This is a genomic window from Gillisia sp. CAL575 (genome assembly GCF_000403785.1).
In the GTDB taxonomy this organism is placed as follows: Bacteria; Bacteroidota; Bacteroidia; order Flavobacteriales; family Flavobacteriaceae; genus Gillisia.
In genome coordinates this window covers 121,542-140,974 of the sequence record NZ_APHJ01000023.1, presented here as the reverse complement: position 1 = coordinate 140,974, position 19,433 = coordinate 121,542, and the positions used below count along the sequence as shown (strand labels likewise).

The 19,433-nt window shown below is 32.7% G+C and carries 16 protein-coding genes; 5 read left to right on the top strand and 11 right to left on the bottom strand.

Annotated features, from left to right (window positions below; translation table 11 throughout):
• Nucleotides 1–2 precede the first annotated feature (2 nt).
• Nucleotides 3–1,283, bottom strand: a complete 1,281-nt coding sequence (locus tag I130_RS07170) for a TolC family protein (protein ID WP_034920778.1) — start codon at nt 1,281–1,283, stop codon at nt 3–5.
• Nucleotides 1,284–1,505: 222 nt separating this feature from the next.
• Complete coding sequence (locus I130_RS07165; protein WP_034920776.1) at nt 1,506–3,236, bottom strand: APC family permease; 1,731 nt, start codon at nt 3,234–3,236, stop codon at nt 1,506–1,508.
• Between the two features lie 190 nt (nt 3,237–3,426).
• On the opposite strand from I130_RS07165, the gene I130_RS07160 reads away from it, so the two are divergent.
• The 3 genes from I130_RS07160 to I130_RS07150 all read left to right on the top strand — a co-directional run bounded on the left by I130_RS07160 (nt 3,427) and on the right by I130_RS07150 (nt 6,561).
• The gene (locus tag I130_RS07160) at nt 3,427–4,140 is read left to right on the top strand and encodes a glycosyltransferase (protein WP_034920773.1); all 714 of its coding nucleotides are present in this window, start codon (nt 3,427–3,429) and stop codon (nt 4,138–4,140) included.
• Nucleotides 4,137–4,787: a lipid-A-disaccharide synthase N-terminal domain-containing protein gene (locus tag I130_RS07155; RefSeq protein WP_034920771.1), complete on the top strand. Its 651-nt coding sequence runs from the start codon at nt 4,137–4,139 to the stop codon at nt 4,785–4,787. The genes I130_RS07160 and I130_RS07155 overlap by 4 nt, the downstream gene beginning before the upstream one ends.
• Before the next feature lie 145 nt (nt 4,788–4,932).
• The gene (locus tag I130_RS07150; RefSeq protein ID WP_034920769.1) at nt 4,933–6,561 is read left to right on the top strand and encodes an ArnT family glycosyltransferase; all 1,629 of its coding nucleotides are present in this window, start codon (nt 4,933–4,935) and stop codon (nt 6,559–6,561) included.
• A 9-nt stretch (nt 6,562–6,570) separates the two neighbouring features.
• Here I130_RS07150 and rimK read toward each other — a convergent pair whose 3' ends face one another.
• Together rimK and I130_RS07140 are read right to left on the bottom strand one after the other, a co-directional pair.
• Complete coding sequence (rimK, locus tag I130_RS07145; RefSeq protein ID WP_034920767.1) at nt 6,571–7,446, bottom strand: 30S ribosomal protein S6--L-glutamate ligase; 876 nt, start codon at nt 7,444–7,446, stop codon at nt 6,571–6,573.
• A 196-nt stretch (nt 7,447–7,642) separates the two neighbouring features.
• Nucleotides 7,643–8,065, bottom strand: coding sequence for a lipocalin family protein (locus I130_RS07140; RefSeq protein WP_034920765.1), 423 nt, complete (start codon nt 8,063–8,065; stop codon nt 7,643–7,645).
• A 204-nt stretch (nt 8,066–8,269) separates the two neighbouring features.
• On the opposite strand from I130_RS07140, the gene I130_RS07135 reads away from it, so the two are divergent.
• The gene (locus tag I130_RS07135; protein ID WP_034920763.1) at nt 8,270–8,845 is read left to right on the top strand and encodes a pseudouridine synthase; all 576 of its coding nucleotides are present in this window, start codon (nt 8,270–8,272) and stop codon (nt 8,843–8,845) included.
• Here I130_RS07135 and I130_RS07130 read toward each other — a convergent pair.
• Genes I130_RS07130 through I130_RS07115 form a run of 4 tightly spaced genes read right to left on the bottom strand, consistent with a single transcriptional unit; the run spans nt 8,840 to nt 15,830 of the window.
• Nucleotides 8,840–9,418, bottom strand: coding sequence for a biliverdin-producing heme oxygenase (locus I130_RS07130; protein ID WP_051119641.1), 579 nt, complete (start codon nt 9,416–9,418; stop codon nt 8,840–8,842). The genes I130_RS07135 and I130_RS07130 overlap by 6 nt on opposite strands.
• Nucleotides 9,408–9,965 carry a response regulator gene (locus I130_RS07125; RefSeq protein ID WP_034920762.1) on the bottom strand — a complete coding sequence of 186 codons (558 nt, stop codon included), beginning with the start codon at nt 9,963–9,965 and terminating at the stop codon, nt 9,408–9,410. The genes I130_RS07130 and I130_RS07125 overlap by 11 nt, the downstream gene beginning before the upstream one ends.
• Nucleotides 9,966–9,999: 34 nt before the next feature.
• Nucleotides 10,000–12,213 (bottom strand): ATP-binding protein, encoded by a 2,214-nt coding sequence (locus I130_RS07120; protein WP_034920760.1) that lies wholly within the window; start codon nt 12,211–12,213, stop codon nt 10,000–10,002.
• A 20-nt stretch (nt 12,214–12,233) separates the two neighbouring features.
• Nucleotides 12,234–15,830 carry a chemotaxis protein CheB gene (locus tag I130_RS07115; protein WP_232224038.1) on the bottom strand — a complete coding sequence of 1,199 codons (3,597 nt, stop codon included), beginning with the start codon at nt 15,828–15,830 and terminating at the stop codon, nt 12,234–12,236.
• A gap of 293 nt (nt 15,831–16,123) precedes the next feature.
• On the opposite strand from I130_RS07115, the gene I130_RS07110 reads away from it, so the two are divergent.
• Nucleotides 16,124–18,358, top strand: coding sequence for a M3 family metallopeptidase (locus I130_RS07110; RefSeq protein WP_034920757.1), 2,235 nt, complete (start codon nt 16,124–16,126; stop codon nt 18,356–18,358).
• Nucleotides 18,359–18,435: 77 nt separating this feature from the next.
• On the opposite strand, the gene I130_RS07105 is transcribed toward I130_RS07110, so the two are convergent.
• The 3 genes from I130_RS07105 to I130_RS07095 all read right to left on the bottom strand — a co-directional run bounded on the left by I130_RS07105 (nt 18,436) and on the right by I130_RS07095 (nt 19,341).
• Nucleotides 18,436–18,648: a hypothetical protein gene (locus I130_RS07105; RefSeq protein WP_034920754.1), complete on the bottom strand. Its 213-nt coding sequence runs from the start codon at nt 18,646–18,648 to the stop codon at nt 18,436–18,438.
• Between the two features lie 197 nt (nt 18,649–18,845).
• Nucleotides 18,846–19,058: a hypothetical protein gene (locus tag I130_RS07100; protein WP_034920751.1), complete on the bottom strand. Its 213-nt coding sequence runs from the start codon at nt 19,056–19,058 to the stop codon at nt 18,846–18,848.
• A gap of 19 nt (nt 19,059–19,077) precedes the next feature.
• Nucleotides 19,078–19,341, bottom strand: a complete 264-nt coding sequence (locus I130_RS07095; protein WP_034920749.1) for a zinc ribbon domain-containing protein — start codon at nt 19,339–19,341, stop codon at nt 19,078–19,080.
• Between the last annotated feature and the right edge of the window lie 92 nt (nt 19,342–19,433).

Here is a 19,433-nt window from a genome sequence, read left to right as displayed (position 1 = left end):
TTTTACCAGTTTATATAATTATACTGACTTTTTAAGAGCCATTTATTGGTTTGCATTTGCAATTTAGCATAGACATTTTGCTTATAGTTTTGTATAACATTAAGATAATCTACAATAGATATTTGCCCTTGTACTAATTTCCCTTTGTAGATCTCCAGGATGTTTAGTTGCTTATTTAACTGAATTTCAAGCAGTGTTCTGTTATTTTCCAAGGCTTCCAGTTGCTGTTCTATATTCTTTAAGTTATTAGAAAATTGAACTTCCGAATTCTGCTTATAAAAATTCAAATTATCCTGTCTTAATCGAGATTGCATAGCATTTAGTTTCCGCTGGTTACCATCATAAATAGGAATAGTTAAACGCAAACCGGCACTAGTTCCAATTTTATGCTCGATATTATTAAATTCTACTGCGTTGACACCCGCATTGGTATACACACTTACTTGCGGTTTGTAATGATTTTCGAAAATTGCACGATCTGCTGCCAGTTGCAAACTATCATTTTGAAAACGCTGTTCGTAGAATTTTTTTAGGGGAGATTTTATCTGTTCTAAATTTGGAAATATAAGTTGATCTATATCTTCTGCGGGGATCCCACTTAAAGTGTATAATTGATTTATCGCAGTATTAAAATCGCTTTTTAATTGCTGTAATTCCAGTTTTTTTCCTTCAATATCTAGCTGAAGTAACAAATAATCACTTTCCATCAAGATTCCTTTTTTTACAAGCAATTCCACCACTTTCAACCTTGTATCCAAGTCTCCTAATAGCTCCCGATTAAAATTTTCTTGAAGCTGAAGTTGATATGCAATTATATAAGCATCTGAAATGTTTTTTATAAGGTTATGTGAAAATTCTTCCGAAGAAAGCGAAAGAGCACTATTACTTATTTTATTCTGAAAAAGAAGATTTTTTAAAACTGATTGATTAAAAAGGTTTTTGGTGATGTTGATCTGTGAAGAATACAGTCCACCATTGGTAATTCCAATATCGTAGCCATAAGCATTGGAAGAAGGATTCGTAGTTATAGCTATTGCGCGTCCATTATTATTAAAATAAGGAGCAATTAGAATCTCTGAAGTGGAATTTACTTGAAAGGAATTATTTTGGGCAATAATGAGTTTGTTTTGGAGATCTCCAACAGCTTCAAGATTTCTATTCTCCAGTAAACTTGGGGAAGTTTTTTTAGCCTGTTCTATAAAGAAATCCAAATTATGAGTTTCTTGGGCACTAACAAAAGCGTGGATAATTAAGACAAACCATATTGTTAATAGCTTTTTCAATATTATATATCTTAGTAGATTAAATACGTGTAGAAGATTACTTAAAAAATGCAGCATTACTCAACTACAGTCCATCAAGAGAAGAATTTTAAGAACTTTCTTAAAACTCCTCTCCTACTTCTGGGCAAAATCTAACATCTAATCTATAATCAACTTGGTGAAATTAAGCTTGAAATCTAAAGATAGTATTAAGGAAGGGTGGAAAGAATGTTTGAGAAAGAATCAAATAATAAGACGGACCTCTCCAAGTTCTTGAACCGGAAATTCAAATTTCTCACTAGGAGCACCAATAAACATAAAATTAGTTGGTATCTTCCATCGTATAGAAAGTTCTTTGATCTTTTCTGGACAAAATCTTCCAGGCTCTTCAATAAATTCTATATTTATGTCTGGATAGGCTCTATCTAAAACTTCAATATCTGTTTTAAGTCCCGCGGGAACTTTCATATCATCCTCCAGAACTGAGACTATTTTTAATCTTCTAGTGGATTCATTTTTAGTAATATACAGCATTACTTTATTCAAGTTTTCTACATTATCATGATTAGTAAAAAACACAAATTGCTGCCCGCTTATTTCCGCTAATTTTCTCTTTGCTTTTTTATTAAGCTTATTAAAAAATTTGTTGTTTGCAGGAAAAACATACCTACTAAAAATTAAGAATCCTCTTAAAATATAACTATAATACAACATGAAAAATATCACAAATAAAGTAGGTACCAGATACTCTATAAAGATTAATAGGTAAGGAGGATTTAAAACGATATTACCTATTATAGCAGCGATAACAGCAACTATAGCAACAATTAATGCTAACCAACTAGCTCGCTCTGGCCGTGGAAGTCTCTTTCTTTTTACTTTCAAAAGGAAATTCCCAATCCCAAAAAGCGCCATTACAGATAAAAAAGCAATAGTATACACGCCTGCTAATTTTGCCAATTCTCCACCCGTTACCAATAAAATAGAAATACATAATATAAAGAATAGAATATATATTAGATATGAGCTTTTGTTCTTATTCTTTTTCAATAGAACGCTTGGAAGGATTCTATCTAATGCCATCCGTTCCATTAATCCTCCAACCCCTACAAAAGAAGTTAATACAGCACCACTTAAAACCAATGCTGCATCTATACCTACCAATAAGGAAAGCCAATTGCCTCCAGATATTTTACCGAGGAAAGAAAGTAAGGCTTCCTGATTATTATTTACAACTTCCATTGGGATCAAAGCCAAGGCTAAAAAAGCAATTAGCGGATTAAAAATGCTTACAACAATCCACATATTTCTTAATGTTTTTGGAAACACACCACTTTTTTGTTCCTCTACAAAATTGGCAGAACTTTCGAATCCACTTATTCCCAGCATCGCAGCAGAAAATCCGAAAAACAGCGCTTGGACAATGCCTCCCTGTACTGGCATGTGGAAATTTGCAATTAGAGTTTCAAAGCCATTATTAAAAAAATAATAAAGACAGAACCCACATAACAAAGTGAGAGATAATAAATGAAATATAAATATCACGATAGCTACTTTAGAAGATTCTCCTATTCCAATGATAACCAGTCCCATAAAAAGCAATAATAGCCCGATAGTTACTGGTAAAATCGGGATCTGGTTCCAAATGCTATAAGCATATTTAACAGCTTCACTAGCAGAAATTACTGCAGTAGCCATATAAGATAGCACTGTAAGTGCAGCAGCAAGGGAGGCTGTAGATTTCTTTGTAGTATTTAACAATGCATTATAAGCACCACCATTTAAAGGCAAGGCACCTACTACTTCTCCATAAATTTTTCTGAAAAGAAATAAAACTCCAGCCACCATTAATAAAGAAACCCATGCATATTGACCTGCATAAAATATCGCGAGAGCAGAAACATATAGACAAGAAGAACTAATGTCATTTCCACAAATTGCAGTAGCTTCTAACTCGTTTAATTTTTTACGCATAATAAAATTCCTTATTCAAAATTAAATTTTAAACCTAAAGAAAATATAAAGTTCAGATTTAAAAATCCACTTAATCTCCTTGTATGAAGTTAATTTTTAATTTCTTCACTACCACCTCACTTTAGATTCAGTTTAGATTTATTGCATACATTTGTTAACAATTCTAGATAAATCATCCAATCTATATTTAATGCCTGAAGCACTTACTGTAATTGTACCCCTTTACAACGAGGAGGATAACCTGAAACGTGTAGAAAAAGAACTTTCTGATTATATAAAAATAGCCCACGTTCCTACACAGGTTTTATTTGTAAATGATGGTTCTAGCGATAAGAGTCAACAGATAATTGAGGATATTTGCCATTCCAATCCAGATTTTAAATTTATTAGTTTCGAAAAAAATTGCGGTTTGAGCGCTGCCATTAAAGCGGGATTTGATCATGTTGACACTTCTCTAACTGGTTATATAGATTCTGATCTTCAAACAGACCCTATGGATTTTAATCTTTTGCTAGACAATCTTGAAGGTTACGATTTGGTCACTGGATACCGTAATAACAGGAAAGATTCATTTGTTAAAAATATGTCTTCTACTGTAGCAAATGGCATTCGTAGAACTTTTACTGATGATGGCATGGATGATACCGGTTGTCCTTTAAAAATAATTAAAACAGATTATGCCAAACGCATTCCCATGTTTAGAGGTTTACACCGATTTTTACCTGCTATGATTCTATTGCAGCATGGAAAGATAAAACAAGTACCAATAAAGCATTTCCCAAGAATGGCTGGAACGGCAAACTTTGGAGTATGGAATAGATTACTGGGTCCTTTAATGGATTGCTTTGCTTATGTATGGATGAAAAATAAATATATTAATTATAAGATTGCAAAAAAAGGATGAGTTCTTGGCTGATTTATAGTGTCGGATTCTTAGCGCAATTGCTCTTTTCCGGGCGATCTGTATTTCAATGGATACTTTCAGAAAAAAACAAAAAAGTATTAACTCCATCCTTCTTTTGGAAAATGAGTCTGGTAGCTTCGTTTCTAATGTTCCTTTATGGCTACTTAAGAAGTGATTTCGCTATCATGTTAGGGCAAACACTTACCTATTTCATTTATATTCGTAATCTGCAACTGCAAGGAGAATGGACTAAAATTCATAAGTATCTTAGAATTCTCCTTTGGATCTTCCCTGCATTAATTGTGATTCTTGGATATAATAACAATATTTACGACGCCGATAGATTGTTTAAAAACGATGCAATTCCGTTTTGGTTATTAATGTTAGGAATTATATCTCAGGTGGTATTTACCTTAAGATTCATTTATCAATGGATCTATTCAGAAAAACACAAAGAATCTCTTTTACCATTAGGATTTTGGCTACTTAGTTTAGCTGGCTCCTCCTTAATTATAATCTATTCTGTATATAGAGAAGATCCTGTACTATTCGCTGGGCATGCATTCGGAGTGATAATGTATGCACGTAATATGGTGATCTTACGAAGGCAGATAAGATCTGAAAATTGGGAGAAAAACACCTTTTGAGCATAGTTCAAAATAAATAGAAGAATACTACGATATAAATATTGAAGGATTCAGGAGCATAAAATTTCTTTAGATTCCAGATATCCTAATCTTTTGGGACCAAGAATTGGACCATAATTAAAGGATTAAATCTATAAATACCACTATGCAACTAAAATTATTAAAATTACTTTTTTTATTATTCTTGGTATTTAATATTGGACTTGGAAGCTTTGGACTAGCCGAAACGAGTGAGGCCAGATATGCCGAGATAAGTAAAGAAATGGTAGTAAGTGGAGATTACCTGCATCCTACATTAATGGGAATTAAGCATTACCACAAACCACCACTTACCTATTACATTACATCTTTAGGATATCAGATATTTGGGATAAATGAATTTGGAGCACGGTTTTTTCTGGGAATTACTCTCCTATTACAAATATATCTGGTATACAGGATTTCACTTTTAATTTACAAAGATGATAAGATCGCCTACGCAAGTGCTCTTATTTACTCTTCCTTTCCAATCGTGTTAATAGCTGCCAGAAATCTTACTACCGATGCTTTTCTTGCAACATTTATATTATGGAGTATTTATCTTTGGTTGCAATTTAAACACATAAAAAAAACAAGCTATTTATATGGCTTTTTTATAGTTCTAGGATTGGCCTTTCTCACCAAAGGTCCAGTGGGATTAGTCCCTTCTATTTTTTTTATTATCTGTTGGAACTTTTTTAGAAAAGAAAAAATAAAATTTTCTGTGCATTTATTTACAGGAATTATTCTAATGCTTGCAATTTCATGTTCTTGGTTTTTAGCCATAATACTGGATGATCCTAATGTGTGGCATTATTTTATACAGGAACAAATAATTAATAGAGCAACAAATGCCGAACAATTCCATAGAACCCAGCCAATTTGGTATTACTTAGTATTGATCCCAGCCCTTGGATTGCCTTGGATTTTTTTTATTATTGCTTATTTCCAGAAAAAATCTAAACAGATCTGGCAAGAATTAGTAATTAATAAAATTCTTATAGTGACTGCGATTAGTTTGCTAATTCTATTCTCACTATTTTCCTCAAAATTGATCCTCTATATTCTCCCAATTTTCTCCTTTATCGCAATTTTAGGAGGACATATAATCTATAAATTTTCAGAAAAGCAGTTGAAATGGTTTAGCAGGATATATTATGTTTCTTTCGCTATTTTAATTTTTGGACTAATTGCTTCTCAATTTCTAACCGACATCGAAATACCTCTTTATTCTGCCATACTACTTATTGGTATGAGTATAGGAGGGATGTTCTTCTTTATTAAATTAAATAGATCTGATGCAATTTCAAAATTGTTGAACTTAGGATTTTATTTTGTTCTTGTCTTACTTTTGGTTCATACCGTAATGGCTTCAAATAATGCTAAAATTATTAATTCCTTTCAAGATGTCTCCAAATTTATTCAGAAAGAAAAGGGTGAAGAATTAAAAAGTGTGATCATTTTTGATGACCTGATCCCATCTGCGAACTTTTATTTAGATGCAGATATAATTACGGTAAGAGCTAATAATTACAATACATTTAGAGAAACTCAATTTGAAGAATATACTGTGTTTAAAAAGAATTATATAAATATTAATGTTCCAACAGAATTAGAAAAATTCAAAAACGAATTTAAAGAAAAGGAACTGGTATATATTGAAAAGAAAAAGTCTCCACTAAATGACTCTTTGAGCTATTTATTGGAGACTTTCACCCATAAGATCGAAAAGGACAAATGGGTTATTTATTATTAATGCTGAAAGCTATTCTGCGTTTCTCTCTACATACTTAATTATCTGAAGTGCGATGTTTTTACCAGTTGCACGTTCTATTCCTTCTAATCCAGGTGAAGAATTCACCTCTAATATTAATGGTCCTCGGGCAGATTGTAACATATCTACTCCCGCTACTCCAAGTCCCATGACACGGGCAGCTTTAAGCGCTGCATTTTCTTCTTCATCTGTAAGTTCAATAATCTCCGCAGATCCTCCTCTATGCAAATTAGATCTAAATTCTCCTTCTTTTCCTTGTCTTTTCATAGCTCCTACTACAACTCCATCTACAACAAATGCACGTAGATCTGCACCTTTTGCTTCTTTTATAAACTCCTGAACAATCACTCTCGCTTGCAAACCATTAAAAGCCTCTAAAATAGATTCAGCTGAATTTCTGTTATCTGCTAAAACAACTCCTAAACCTTGAGTTCCTTCTAATAATTTAATCACCAAAGGAGCTCCACCAACCTTATCTATCACACTACTCACATCTTTAGAATAGTTGCTGAAAACGGTTTTAGGAAGTCCTAAACTAGCTCGGGAAAGTATTTGTAAGCTTCTTAATTTATCCCTGGATCTAACTAGAGCCTGAGATTCTGTAGCTGTAAAAACTTTCATCATCTCAAATTGTCTTACCACTGCTGTCCCGAAAAAAGTAACTGAAGCACCAATTCTAGGAATTACACCATCTATATCTGTAAGTTCTTTCCCTTTATAAATTACACTAGGCTTTTTCTTTTCTATTACAAGATCACACTTTGTATGATTCACAACGATCATTTCATGTCCCTTCTTTTCCCCAACTTCAACAAGTCTTTTTGTAGAATATAAATTTGGATTTGCAGACAGTATTACTAATTTCATGTATTAAAATTTAATTGGTTTGGATCATTGGGAAGGTGAATTACAATATATATAATACTTCCTGCTGAAAGGTTTTTTAATTAGGCTATAAGTTACACTGCAAATAAAACAAAACTGAAACTATTAAAGTTAAATTTTCAATAAAAAAAAGCTGCCTTTGAAAGGCAGCTTTTTTTTTATTGAGGAATACTTCTATTTAATTTCTTTTAGCATACACCTCTGTATAGTTACCACTAAATATTATCGAGAATTTTTTATTAAGATCTTGAAAGTTGATATTCAAAGTTTGATTTGTACTGCTTCCATTTGGAGTTAGCTTAAATTGATTGTCACCTAAATTCTCCCAAGTCCCGTTAACAATAACTGCTACAGAACAATTTGTAGATCCTTCACCAGCAAAAGTCGTCTTAGTATAAGTTTTGGCATTTGTAAATACATAGGTAATTTGGTTACTACAATCTATATTTTCGGTAACGCTTCCATTTTGAACAAAATAGTCTAAATCCCAAGTTCCATATAGACTAGTAGTTTCAACTGGTGGGGCAGAATCATCGTCACCAGAACAAGAGGTAAAAAGTAAAACAGGTAATGCGAGGAGTAATAAAAGTGTTTTTTTCATAATAACTTATAGCTTTGATGTTGAGTTTAGATCTTTGAAAAATAATATGGCTAATTTATTTTAATCAAATGAATTAGCAAGACTTTATTTTTTTATTTGATCTCCATTTTACTGGCAATAATGTTATATTCAAAAGTCATTCCTAATTCATGCTAAAAGCTTCCCTTCTTTTTTTATACTTTTGACATTAAGTAAAACCGCTTCATGTCCCATCAGCATTTCAAAATTTATAAACCCTATGGCTATCTCAGCCAATTTCTTCACAATCATAAAACTCGAAGGAATAAGAAATTGCTGGGAGAACTTGGTGAATTCCCCGAAGGAATCATGGCAATTGGAAGATTAGATGAAGACTCTGAAGGCCTTCTATTTCTCACTACAGATGGAAAAATGAGTGAGACAGTTAGAAGTTCGGCTGTTGAAAAAGAATATTATGTACAGTTGGATGGTCTAATCACTAAAAAAGCTTTAGAGCAGTTAAAGTCTGGCGTGCAAATTGGAATTAATGGCGAGAAATACCTCACAGATCCATGTAAGGCTCAAATTTTAGATCCCGCTCCTGTGTTTCCAGAACGATCTAAAAAGATTAGAGATGACAGGCATGGACCAACAAGCTGGGCATCTATAACTTTAACGGAAGGGAAATTTAGACAAGTAAAAAAAATGACCGCCGCTGTAGGTTTCCCAACATTAAGGTTGGTGCGATTTAGAATTGCAAATGAATATTTAAATGATATGGATGTTGGCAAAATAGTTCAGGTAGAAAAATTTAAACTATAATACCGAGTTGCTTTCTATTTTAGAAGATCTAACTTCTGAAAACACCTTCCCAAAAAACATAAAAGTATCTTTTGCCTTATTTGAAGCTTGTAATTTCTCCTCTTCAGAAAAATCTTCGGAATTAATTTTTTTCAGAAAAGTTTTCCAACCAGAAATATTATTACGATCTCCATTAAAGAAACGATGTTCTTTTATGTCTTCTAAATTCTTACAATTTTTCAATTCCTTAGCGATCATCAATCCGCCGAGTACAGATCCTTCTACTACATACGCTGCTCCTAGAGCCTCTACTTTGTTAGAACAAGAAATGCCATTTTTAAATCGTTCCACTACATTTAGATTTACATCTAATGCATTAAGATCTTTTTCTAATTGATCACTTTTAATGCTCCCAAAATCTTTTAAATAAGGTATTACGGCATTTTCTACAAGCTTATAAGAAATATAGTTTTGAAGCAATAATGTTTTATACTCTGCAAGACTAATACTGTGATCCATAATAAGGCCCGCCAGGTTATCTTTTTCTATTTCCTGATGCAAAGATTTAGTGTGCTCTCTTAAACTATTTATCATCCTTTTCTAATTCTATTCCGTCAATGTTTTTTTTAATCTCCTTTAAATTCGCTCGCTGTTCTTCATTTTCAGCCTTAATACTATCTAAGAACTGGTAAATTTGATTTACAGCAATTTTGTTTTTTCGAACTCTATCCCTAATAACCTGCTGTTGGGAGATATTAAAAACCACTCTTTTTAATAAAGGTTTTAGTTTTTCTTGAAGATTACGCATGTCTTTCTTCAGTATAAAACCACTTGCTCCAGCGAGAATGGTATTGGCAGCCATCTCCTCATCTTCAATTGTTCCAGTAATAAAAATAAAAGGCAAATTAATATCAAATTCCTTAGTAGCTTTTAGCACATCCAATCCCGTACAAGTGGGCATGTTATAATCTGAAATAATTAAATCTGGAACAAAGATCTGTAATTCTTGGTTGAAAAGTGGCAAATTATCTACCACTCTAATTTCCAGTGTTTCTACCAACTGCTCCAGGTGAAATGTAATTAACTCAGCATCCGTTTTATGATCTTCAGCTAATAATATTCTTAAAGGGATTGTGATCATAATTAAAATAATAATGCAAATTAATTCTAATAGTTTAATTTACCGGATTAGGGATACTAAAAAAGAAAGTAGATCCTTTATTTAAATTAGATTCTAGCCATAATTCTCCTTGGTGTATATCAACAACTTTTTTAGCAATTGCAAGTCCAATTCCAGAACCCTCATATTCATCTCCCGCCAATCTGGAAAAAACATCGAAAATTTTATGATTTAAATTTGGATCTATTCCTATTCCATTGTCCTTCACAAAATAAACATTTTCTTTCTCCTTTTTAATATATCCAATTTCTACTAAAGGTTTTAATGACTTAGATGAATATTTAAACGCATTTCCAATTAAATTATTTAATAATTGGGAGATCAACCTCCTATCTGCCTCTATTTTAGGGAATTCTGAGGCTAGTATAATTGAAGTGTTAGGAAAATGTTTTGCCATGTTCTGTTTGAGAAGGATATCCTCAATCATTTTGTCGATAGATAATATTTCCCTATTCAAGTTAGTTTTACCAACACTAGAGTAGGATAAAATATCTTCTATTAACCTATCCATATCTTCTGCAGAACTAACAATTGTGTTAATCGCTTTTTTACTATAATCATCCAAACCCTCAAGGTGGTGATCCCGGAGAATTCTGGCGTAGCCCTCTATACCTCTTAAAGGAGCACGAAGATCATGTGAGATACTATAATTAAAGGTTTGTAATTCTTGGTTAGCAACAATCAATTGATCATTAAGATCTAGAATTTCGTCTCGTTGCTTTTTTACAATAATATAAGTTATACTTTCTTGTAGTGCAGCTACAGCTTGGAGATCGTAATTTTCCCATTGTTTAGAAATACCTGCATTTTGCTGAGTCCATTTTTCAAAAGATTTTCTAGGACTTAAATATTCTACCCCTTCCTTAATAAAACCAATCTTCTCTGGATTACCTCCCCAAGTAACAGTTTCAGAAATTTCTGGTCTGAACCATAGCAGAAAGGAATTCTTTGCATCCTTCAAACGCAAACTTAAAATTCCAGAAGCGAATTTTGTGTAAGTTTTCGCTTTTACATAATGTGCTTTAAGGTTTTTGGTATAAAAAACTTCCTCATCTTTTTTGAAAATGAAATTTCGGAGAAGGTCCATTATATCCTCTTTTTGAGGTGTAATTCCAACTAGTTTTAATTTCCCTTCTTGATAAAAAGCACCTCCAGAGCACTCTATAATATCGGTGAATTTTAGGCTGAAGTTTAAAAGTGAATCTTTGATATTGGAAATCGATTCCATTTGAAGCACTAACTTTTTTCGAACCTCTTCGGAAGCTTCCATATGATGTAAAAATGTCTTCGTGGTCTTTACCGAGAGACTATTACTAAACACCTGAGTAATAAATTTACAGGTTTGTCTTTGATGATAATTTATGAATTTTGGCGAATAATGATGACAAGCTAATAAACCCCATAACTCACCATCTAAAATTATAGCAGCGGTAAGACTTGCTCCTACCCCCATATTTTGAAGGTATTCTATATGAATTGGAGATACGCTCCGTAATTCAGATCTAGAAATATCTAAAGGTTTATTAGAGATTGGAGAGATTTCGGGGATTAATTTTGACGTTATAAAATTTACATCAGCAATTATTCGCACTCCTTGTTTTAAAAATATCTCTCGAGCTTGTTTTGGAATATCCCGTGCAGGATAATGCAGGCCTAACCAGCTTTCTAAATGAATTTCTTTAATCTCCGCTATCACTTCCCCATTCCATTCATCATCAAACTTATACATCATCACTCTATCATACTCAAATAAATTTTTTATTTGAGAAACTGCCAGCTTGCACATTTCTGGTATTGTTTTAGTATTTTCAATTTCCGATAAAATTGATGGAAGCAAATTTTGATTTATTGATGAGGGCAGATCTATTCCCGCGAATTCAAAATCTAAAATCAAATTAGCTTGGGAAAAGTGCGGGATAATAAGGAACTTGCTGTTATTAATAACTTCTTCATCTGGCAGTAAATTTTTACCTTGATCCAGTTTTTCCGTTATCTGGGAAATTTTTTCAGAAGAAATTAATATAGCTAAGTTTTGTCCTAATAAATGATTTACAGACAAACCAAATAATTGTTCTGCGTTCTCCGTACACTGAGTGATTTCTAAACTAATTGGATTGCATACCAAAATAACTCCATGTGCCTGAGATCGCCCTATAATATGTATAGGTTCCTTTTCACAATTGGTGATAGTAGTTTTTTGAGTATTCATATTTTCTGGTGCAGTTATAATTAAGCTTTTTTCAGCTTTACATAAAAGGTACTACCAACTCCTAATTGAGAATCTACCCATACATTTCCTTCATGTAATTGAACGATTTTCTCTACGTGAGCTAGACCTACACCAGTACCTTCATATTTATCTTGAGTACGAACTCTATTAAAAATTGTAAAAATATTCTTTTGATCTTCTTCAGAAATTCCTATTCCGTTGTCCATAAAAGAAAAGATCCAATAATCTCCTTCTGGATATGCTGAAACTCTAATTTCTGGGATTCTATCCTTTGCTATATATTTAAGCGCATTGCTTAAAAGATTTTGAAATAATAATCTCAACTCGATCTCATAAGCCATTAATTTCGGGAGGTTTCCTATATAAACTTTTCCCTTGGTCTCTCTCAATCTTTTACCAAGATCATATTTTACAACTTCCATAAGTTCCTTAGAATCTACCATTATCTTTTTGGAATCTCTACCTATTCTGGAATGTTCTAACAAGCCTTTAATCTGATTAGCTAATCTATCTGAGGCCTCATCTATATAAGAAATATACTCTTTTGCTTTATCATCTAATTTCTCTGCATATATCTTTCCTAGAATATCACTCCCAAATTTAATAGTAGCAAGAGGCTCTTGTAAATCATGAGAGCATATAGATACAAACTGTTCCAGATCTTTATTAACTCTTTCCAAATCTGATTTCTGCTCTTTTAAATCTTCCTGTGCTTGTTTTAATGCAGAAATATCTACACAAGTAAATCTATAAGCTACAACAGTATTCTTATCATCAACCTCTAAAGTAGAATTTAAAATCATGGGTAATTTTACGCCATCCTTTGTAATCATTTCTTGCTCTACGTTTACAAGTTCTCCACGTTCTTTAAATAATCTATTTAATTTAAGCACTTGAACTTGTGCATCATCCTCATAAAGATCAAAAATTGGTTTTCCTATAATTTCCTCTTTGGAGCTATAGCCTAATTTTTCTAAGGTCTGTTTATTGCATTGATTTATATTTAGTGTAAAAGGATCTACACTTATATGCATAATAGGATCATCTTCATAAAAAGACTTGAATCTTTTCTCACTTAATTCTACCCTTCTTTTTGCCTTTTCTAAAGACTCAACATCCACAAACGTAATTACGATACCCGTGCTTTTATCATTTGAATCTTTAAAGACAGAAATTCTCCTTAAATAACTTTTATTATCCAGCGATCTAATGTTACTAACAATCGTTTTACCAGTAGCTAAAACCTCTTTACATTTTTGAAGAAGTGATTTAGTTCTATTAACTCCAAAATTAGAATTGAAATTATTTATTGGACGCCCAATATCTGAATTTATTAAACTAAAATGTTTTTTAATAGCAGGGGTGAATTTTCTAATTCGCAATTCATTATCTAAAAATATGGTACCAATATCTGTGCTTTCTAATAGATTATTAATGTCTGCATTTAAAGAAGCGAGATCATCAATCTTCTGAATATTTTCAGCATTAACTGTATTTATTTCTTCATTTACACTTTGCAATTCTTCATTGGTGCTCTGCAATTCTTCATTAGAAGCTAATAATTCTTCATTTGCAGCTTGCAACTCCTCATTACTAGTTTCAACCTCCATAATAGAGGATTGAAGTTCTTCCTTAGTTTTTCTAAGATCCTCCTCTAGTTCCATGATGTAGTTTTGAGATCTACTGTCTACCGTAAGCCTTTCTACAGGTTCTATTTGAGAAAGTTCTAACTCTTTTTCAAGAAATGTAAGCACATAGTTCACTTCTTGATCTAAATTATGACTCTTAAAAGGTTTAACAATAAGATCCAAATTTTTGTTTTCATCTTGATGGGTATAGATCGCATCTTTATAAACGACTTTTTCGTTTCTTTGTACCGCCGCTTTAACCGTAGCTTTTACAATATGTTTAAGGTCTGCACTTAACATATCCAGTAAGTTTATAGAAAAACCAACAACTGGAAGACTGGCATATTTCCTGAATTCTCCTATTGCCTGAAGAATATTGTACTCTGAATCTATAAAAACGCTAGCACCTCCAAATTGTTCAAGAATTGCTTCATTTAACTCATTGTTTATTTTTTGAACAGCACTCGATACTTTCGGGCGAGATTTGGAAATTGATCTAGTTCTCGATTTTTCTCTAGGCCTGTTATTAGCAGAGGAATGAAGAACTTCAGCATTTAAACTTTTTCTCAATAGCGTATTTTTATATATTTTCCATTTTCTATTAATTACTTCAAAACTATCAGAATGGCTACTAATACTTTCACTTGTTCCTAAGACTAAAAAACCATTTTCCCTTAAGCTGTAATGCAACACATTTAATGCTCTCTTTTGTATACTTGGCTGAAAATAAATAAGCATATTTCTACACAGTACCAAGTCCATATTATGAAATGGAGGGTTCTTGATGATATTGTGATGTGAAAAAATTATCATATCTCTCAATTTCTCTACAGCCTGATATCCGTTGTTTTTAGTGATAAAATATTTCTGAAGCAAAGCAGGATCCATATCTGCTACAATACTTTCAGAATAAATTCCCAGTCCCCCAATATCTAAATGTTCTTGAGAAATATCTGTGGCAAATATTTTAACTTCAATTTTTTTATTCTGTCGCTCTAACTCCTCATTAATGTACATTGCTAAGCTATAGGCCTCTTCTCCTGTACTGCAAGCAACATCCCAGATCTTAAGTTTTTCTCCATTTACCTTACCTGCAATAATTTCGGGAATCACAGTTTCCTCCATAATTTCCCACACAGGAAGATCTCTAAAAAATTTAGTAACTCCAATTAAAAATTCTCTGGCTAATATTGGAATTTCAATTGGTTGTGATTTTAATAAATTATAATATTCTGAAAGTGAACTACATTGGCAAACATTTACACGCCTGGCGACTCTTCTTGCCAATGTAGAATGTTTATACTCGGTAAAGTCTACATCTGTAGCTTCGTGAATTAGATTTAATATTTTAGACAGCGTAACCTCATCATATTGAATATCGTCATCTGTAAAATGAAGCACCACGGGAGCATTAATATATTTTTGAAGCTCCTTCCCCATATTCTCTGTATTCAAAACATAGTCTACTAACCCTGTCTGAATTGCACTTTGTGGCATCCCATCAAATTTAGCCTGAGTGGGATTTTGTACCATCACCAATCCACCTTTTTCCTTGATAGTTTTAATCCCTCTGGTTCCATCACTTCCTGTACCACTTAATATAATTGCGATCGCTTGATCCTCTTTAAATTGAGCCAAGGATTGAAGAAACATATCTATAGGCAAATTCAATTTTTGTCCCTTTGGTTTGTCAACTAACTGCAACTGCCCATTTTGAATAATAAGATTACTAGATGTGGGGATAAGGTAAATGGTGCCCGGGCTTATTTCGGTATTTTCTTCAATTTCTTCAATAGATAAGTCTGTAGACTTTTCTAGCAATTCCCCCATCATACTTTTAAAGTCTGGGGAAAGGTGTTGAATAACAATGTAGCTATTATTATCCTTGGCAGGAATACCTTCAAAAAAAGATTTTAAGGCCTCTAATCCTCCAGCACTAGCTCCTACTGCTATTAGTCTAGATTCCATAGATTTTAGCTCAGAAGATTTATTGACTACAGCTTTTGTTGAACTTATCATACAAATAAAGTTACAATTCTTAAAGATAAAAAAATGTGAATAAAATTCACCGCGGTAAAATTAAAAATTAATGATTAATAATTATAAGTTTTGGATTTGATAAGCTGAAATAATAGGTCTAGATGATAATTATTTTAGCCCAAAAAGTAAATATGACCTGTTAAGCTTTAACAAGAATCTATGAGCTTTTTAAAAATGGAATAATTAAATTTAATTTTTTGAAATTAACCTTAACAACTATAATGAAAAATAATCTTTTAAAGTATCAAAAACGGACTTTGGGACTTGCAGTAATTGCAACTTTAGGCATAACTCCCGTACTTACAGTTCAAGCACAAGAGCACACTAAAACTAAAATGGAAAACAAAAAAACAAGCGGTACAGAAAACATACTCTTATCTAAATGGACCGGTCCTTATGATGGAGTTCCTGCATTTAATAAAATGGAACTTTCTCAATTGCAACCAGCCATAGAAATGGGTATGGAAATGCATTTAAAGGAAATCGAGAAAATAGCGAACAATAAAGCCCCCGCGACTTTTGAGAACACCATAGTTGCCATGGAAAGAGCGGGAAAGGAATTAGACAGGGCTTTTACCTATTATGGAATATGGAGTAGCAATGTTTCGTCTCCTGAATTTAGGGAAATACAACAAGAACTTTCCCCAAAAATTTCAGATTACTCTTCTAAGATCTCACAAAACAAAAAATTATTTGGGCGCATTAAAACGGTTTATGATAGTTCTATAAAGACTTCTCTGGATGATGATCAGCAACGAGTTGTGCAACTTATCTACGAGAATTTTGCAATGGAAGGTGCTAACTTAGATGAGAAAGCTAAAAAACGTTATGCAGAAATCAACAAAGAATTATCTCAATTATATACAAGTTTTTCTAATAATGTCTTGCATGATGAAGAAAGCTATGTTACCTACTTAGAGAAAGAGCAGTTAGGTGGTTTACCCGATTCTTTTGTAAAAGCCGCTGCAAAAGCAGCTACAGATAGAGATGAAGAAGGAAAATATGCCATTACAAACACCCGTTCTTCTATGGATCCTTTTTTAACGTATTCAGATGAAAGAGAGCTACGTGAAAAGGTTTGGGAAACCTATTATTCGAGAGGAGATAATAATGATGAGTATGATAATAATAAGCTGATCTCACAAATCTTAAAACTTCGGAATGAACGTGTTAAGTTGATGGGATATAATAATTATGCAGAGTGGCGCTTACAAAACAGAATGGCGAAGAATCCAGAAAACGCTATGAAGTTAATGAATGCTGTATGGCCAGCTGCTCTTGCAAGAGTAGAACAGGAAGTAGCAGATATGCAAGCTATTGCAGAAAAGGAGGATCTTGATATTACAATTAAACCTTGGGATTATAGATATTTTGCTGAAAAAGTTAGAAAAGATAAATACGATCTTGACTCTGATGAAGTAAAACAATATTTACAATTAGATAATCTTACACAAGCCTTATTCTTTACGGCAGGAGAATTATTTAACTTTAATTTTAGTCCGGTTGCTAAAGGAAGCGTACCGGTTTTTCATGAAGATGTGAATGTCTGGGACGTTACAGATAAAACAACTGGAGAACATATTGGACTTTGGTATTTAGATCCCTATGCGCGGCCTGGCAAACGTTCTGGCGCTTGGGCAACAACTTATAGAAGTTATACCACATTTGATGGCAAAGAAACTGTGCTGGCTTCTAATAACTCTAATTTTGTAAAGCCAGCTCCAGGAGAACCTTCACTTATCTCATGGGATGATGCTACTACCTTTTTCCATGAATTCGGACACGCTTTACACTTCTTATCTGCTAATGTGAAATATCCCACCTTAAATGGTGGAGTTCGTGATTATACAGAATTTCAATCGCAGCTATTAGAGAGATGGCTATCTACAGATAAAGTGATTAATCAGTTTTTGCTGCATCATGAAACAGGAGAACCAATTCCTGCAGCTCTTGTTCAGAAAATTAAAAATGCATCTACTTTTAATCAAGGATTTGAAACCACAGAGTTTTTAGCTTCCGCATTGATGGATATGAAATATCATACTATTGATCCTGAGAATATAAATCCGAAGAGCTTTGAGAAAAAGGCGTTAAAAGAATTAAATATGCCTGAAGAAATTGTAATGCGTCATCGATCTCCGCAATTTGGACATGTGTTTTCTGGAGAAGGTTATGCAACCGGATATTATGGCTATTTATGGGCAGATGTTTTAACTGCAGATGCTGCTGAAGCTTTTGCTGAATCTCCTGGAGGTTTTTACGATAAAGATATGGCAGCTAAATTGGTGAAATATTTATTTGCGCCAAGAAATGCAATGGATCCTGCTGAAGCATATAAATTATTTAGAGGAAGGGATGCAACAATAAATGCCTTAATGAGAGATAGAGGTTTTCCTGTACCTAATAAGGAAGACAACGAAGGAAGTGAAGATAAAGAAGTTGAAATTAAGAACTAACTAAACTAAGCTCTTTAAAATAAAAAAGCCCGAACTCTAAGAGTTCGGGCTTTCTATATATTCGAAAGTTACTGTAATTAGTTTACAGCAGTTTCAGTCATTTCCTCTACCTCTACAGTATCTACATCAGTAGAATCCATAACGTCTTCAGAAGGAGTTTCCATAACTTCAACAGGAGCTTCAACTTCTTCGATTACTTCAACTTCATTTTGTTCAGCTGATTCATCTTTACAAGAGGTAAAACTTAAAACTAATGCGATTGCAGCAAGAGTTAAAAATGATTTTTTCATTTTAAAATTTATTAATTGATTTAGTGCCCAAATGTAATCGATTTTATAACACAAAAATTAAAAAAAAGATAAATTAAAAATTATTTTTAAAAACGCTTAAATTACTGAAAATCATAATATTAAATCATCGAATGACTAGTTCGTTATTCAAATAAAGAATTTCGATGTACAAAAAAGCATCTCCAATTCCAATAAAATCAGTTTAATAAATGTGTTTCTTTATGATGAGATAAAAGTTGCTTTAAACTTTGAAGGTAATCAAACAATATCTCTGCATTGATTTTTGGGTGTTCTCTAAATGGGAGTGTTAAAGTATCTTCATCTAAAAATTTATAGATCTCTGGATATTTAGTTTCAATTTCCAAGGTAATAATATTAATCTGGTTTAATAATCGAGTAATACTTTCCATAATATTTAAAGTTTAAATTTCACATTATACTCATGTGCCAGCGTTTAAGATAAGGCAAGTTTTTAATTACGGACTGAGCTTCTTCTAAAGTGATCTCATTATGTACTTCTGCCATTTCCACTAGTTTCACTTCCAAACTATGCATGGTAAGAGAGTGATCCACAAATTCTCCATTATCAAAACAGCTTAAACAATACTCGTCATTTTTAGTATTATTTCTGTTAGTCCCCATGAACTTTCCTGAAAAAGGCAATCCACAACTCTGGCAAATTAAATGTTTCATAACATATTTCTTTAATAATCAGTAGCCCCTTAATATGATACTTTAAAATCTTACTTAATTTAGTGAAATCTTAAGTCATATTAATCGATTTT